The 3,493-nt window shown below is 73.1% G+C and carries 3 protein-coding genes; 1 reads left to right on the top strand and 2 read right to left on the bottom strand.

From position 1 onward, the window contains the following. Positions 1-1,662 (bottom strand): type I polyketide synthase (locus VGR37_04555; GenBank protein ID HEV2146667.1); only part of this gene is annotated, 1,662 nt, incomplete at its 3' end. A gap of 324 nt (positions 1,663-1,986) precedes the next feature. Then, the gene (locus tag VGR37_04550; GenBank protein ID HEV2146666.1) at positions 1,987-2,868 is read right to left on the bottom strand and encodes an alpha/beta fold hydrolase; all 882 of its coding nucleotides are present in this window, start codon (positions 2,866-2,868) and stop codon (positions 1,987-1,989) included. A gap of 361 nt (positions 2,869-3,229) precedes the next feature. Between VGR37_04550 and VGR37_04545 the strand changes: the two genes are divergently transcribed. After that, positions 3,230-3,493: hypothetical protein (locus VGR37_04545; protein HEV2146665.1), on the top strand; the 264-nt coding region annotated here is incomplete at its 3' end.

The following is a 3,493-nucleotide window of genomic DNA, read 5'->3' as shown; positions in this document are numbered from 1 at the left end:
GTCCATCGCCTCCGCCACGGCGGCCACGCGCGCGCGGAGCGCGTCGGCGTCCGGCGCGGCGAAGAGCACCAGGCGGGCGCGCCGCTCCGGGACCTCCTCCAGCACCACGTGCGCGTTGGTGCCCCCGAAGCCGAACGAGCTGACCCCCGCCCGCGCCGGCTCGCCGCCGCCGGGCCAGGGGGAGAGCGCCCGGTTCACCCGGAGACGGAGCGCGTCGAAGGCGATGTGCGGGTTGGGGTTCTCGAAGTGCAGGCTGGGCGGGATCTCCCGGTGGCGGATTGCGAGCGCCGCCTTGACGAGCCCGGCGATCCCCGCCGCCGCTTCCAGGTGGCCGACGTTGGTCTTCACCGAGCCCAGCAGGAGCGGGCGCTCCGGGTCGCGGCCGGTGCCCAGCACCGTCCCCAGCGCCCCGGCCTCGATGGGGTCGCCCAGCATGGTGCCGGTGCCGTGCGCCTCCACGTAGTCCACCCGCGCCGGGTCGATCCCCGCGCGGCGGTACGCCTCCTCCAGCACCTCCACCTGCGCCCGGGGGTTGGGCGCGGTGAGGCCGTTGCTGGCCCCGTCGTTGTTGACCGCGCTCCCCCGGATCACGCACCACACCGGGTCGCCGTCCGCCAGGGCGCGGGAGAGCGGCTTGAGGACCACCACTCCCCCACCCTCGCCGCGGACGTACCCGTTGGCCCGCGCGTCGAACGCCTTGGAGCGGCCGTCCGGCGCCATGGCCCCGAACTTGGACATCGCCACCGTGCTGTCGGGCGCCACGATGAGGTTCACGCCGCCCGCCAGCGCCAGCGTGGCCTCGCCCGAGCGGAGCGCCTGGCAGGCCAGGTGCACCGCCACCAGCGACGCCGAGCACGCGGTGTCCACCACCAGGCTCGGCCCGCGGAGCCCGAGCTGGTACGAGATCCGGTTCGCGATCAGGCTGTAGTGGGACCCCGTGGCCGAGTGCTCCGTGATCCCCGCCGTCCCCCGGCGCCGGTCCAGCGTGCCGTAGTCGTTCCAGATGGCGCCCAGGAAGACCCCCGCCGTGCTCCCCTGCAGCGAGGGGGCGGGGATCCCCGCGTCCTCCAGCGCCTCCCAGGCCAGCTCCAGCATCAGGCGCTGCTGCGGGTCCATCCGTTCCGCCTCGCGCGGCGAGATCCCGAAGAAGGCCGCGTCGAAGGCGTCCACCCGGTCCAGGAAGCCGCCCCACCGGGTGCTCATCTTCCCCGGGACGGCGGGGTCCGGGTCGTAGAGCGCGTCCGCGTCCCAGCGCTCGGCCGGGACCTCGCGCACCGCGTCCACCCCGTCGCGCAGCAGGCGCCAGAACGCCTCCGGCGAGTCCGCGCCGGGGAAGCGGCACGCCATCCCCACCACGGCGACCGGCTCGTCCGCCGCCGCGGGCTCCGCCCGCGGCTCCCGCGGTGCCGTCGCCGCGCCCTCCCCCGCCAGGTGGCGCGCCAGCGCCTCCGGGGTGGGGTGGTCCCACACCAGGGTGGGCGGCAGGGGGCGGTCCAGCATTCGAGACAGGTCCGCCAGGAGCCGCGTCGCCTCCGCGGACTTCAGCCCGTAGCGGCTGAATCGCTCACGGACGTCGATGCGGGAACGCTCCACCTGCAACCGCGCCGCGAGCTCGGCAGCGAGCCAGTCGCGGATCTCTTCGGCCGTGAGATGCTCTGCCATGCTGGGCCGGGTCGGAATTTTTGTCCCTAACTACTCTTCGAATATGCGTTTAGACCTGCACAGAGCGGCATGTGCGGGTTCTTCCAGCGTCATGTCCACATGCATCCGCACATTCTGTACCACACAGTTCCCGCCCTCGGCTACAGAACCCGAGGCCGCCCCGCAAGTGTTTCTGCGGCCAACGGCGGGGATCAACCCTTCAAGGCGCCAAGTAAACGTTAGTGTACGGGGTGCATCCAGCTGCGCAACATGCACTTCCGCAGAAACACCCTTTTGTTGCCCTGTTCGTGCCGCGCCGCCCCCCGCGCCCGCGGGCGGCGCCGGTCAGGGCGCCGCCAGGAAGTCGCGGAGCGCGGCGAGCACCCGGTCCGCCGCCTCTTCCTGCGGGAAGTGCCCCACCCCCTCCAGCCGCACCGTGCGCGCGTCGTCGAACAGCTCCTCCCAGCGCGCCAGGTCCGCCGGGGAGAAGGCGATGTCCTTCATCCCCCACAGGAGGAGCGCCGGCTTGTCGCGGATGGCGTCGCGGCGCTCCCAGAGCCGCTGGTAGAAGTCGCTGGAGCCGATCAGCTCGCGCCCCAGCACCCAGGGTCCCTGCCGCTCCGCGGGGCTTCCGAAGGGGCGCAGGTAGTGCCGGTGGACCTCCTTCGTGAGCCTGGAGCGGTCGCCGAAGGCCTGCTTCACCAGCACCCGTGGCGAGAAGTTGAGGCGCGTGTACAGGAAGCGGCCGACGGGGCCGGCCACGAAGCGGCTCACCTTCTCCACGCTGGCGTTCCCCCGCTGGGACCACATCCAGGTGTTGAAGAGCACCAGGCGCTCCACGTTCTCCGGGTGCTCCACCGCGTACGACAGCCCGATGGGGCCGCCGAAGTCGTGCACGACGAGCGTCAAGTCGCGCAGGTCCAGCCGCCGGATCAGCTCGGCCAGGTTGGCGGCGTGGTCCTCGGGCCGGTAGGACCAGCCCTCCGGCTTGTCCGAGAGGCCGAAGCCGAGGTGGTCCGGGACGATGCAGCGGTGCGTCGTGGACAGCTCCCGCACCACGTGCCGGTACAGGTACGACCAGGTGGGGGTGCCGTGCACCATCAGCACCACCGGGCCGGTCCCTTCGTCCAGGTAGTGCATCCGCCCCGCGGGAAGGTCCAGGTACCGGGACTCGAAGGGGTACTCCCGGCGGTCGATCCAGTCCCGCTTCTGCTCGGTCGCTCGCATGCGAAAAGCCTCCGGCTCGAGGGTTGACGCGCCGCCCCCGCGGGGCGGCCGGTGGACCCAACTTGGGCCGATTCCCACCGCAGTGTCAACGACAGCTCGTGCGACAGCGCCCTCCGACGGGCGGCTTGACGAGGCCGCCGCCGTGCACTACTCGTTATGCGGCATCGCCGGGCGCACCCCCCTTCGCGCCCCTGCCGGCGTCCCCCCGCCGGCATGCCGCATCCGGCTCCCCCGGGCCGGTTCATCGCCGTTCCCGTCCCGGCCGATCCCCCCACGGCCGGCGGGACGCCGCCCGTTCGCTCCCCCGGGAGCCGGGCGGTCCGATTCGGACATCCGCAGAACGATCCCGAGGGAGCACGCCATGCATCTGAAACACCGGGCGCACTGCGTCCTGTTCCTGTCCCTCGCGTCCGCGGCGGCCGCCTGCCGGGGCGCCCCTGAAGGATCCGTGGTCGCTGACGGGATCCTGGAGGCCACCGAGATCGGCGTCGCCGCGATGGCCCCGGGCCGGCTCGTGGAGCTGCGCGTCCGCCCCGGCGAGCCCGTGGCCCCCGGCGACACCGTGGCGGTGCTCGCACGCACGGAGACGTCCAGCGAGGTGGACGCCGCACGCGCCCGCGTGGCC

It is taken from the genome of Longimicrobiaceae bacterium, from assembly GCA_035936415.1.
Taxonomy (GTDB): Bacteria; Gemmatimonadota; Gemmatimonadetes; order Longimicrobiales; family Longimicrobiaceae; genus JAFAYN01.
This window is presented reverse-complemented; position numbering and strand designations above follow the sequence as displayed.

What these genes read in the sequence shown, in the direction of transcription:
- VGR37_04550 (HEV2146666.1), bottom strand. Translation starts at nt 2,868, where the DNA reads ATGCGAGCGACCGAGCAGAAGCGGGACTGGATCGACCGCCGGGAGTAC.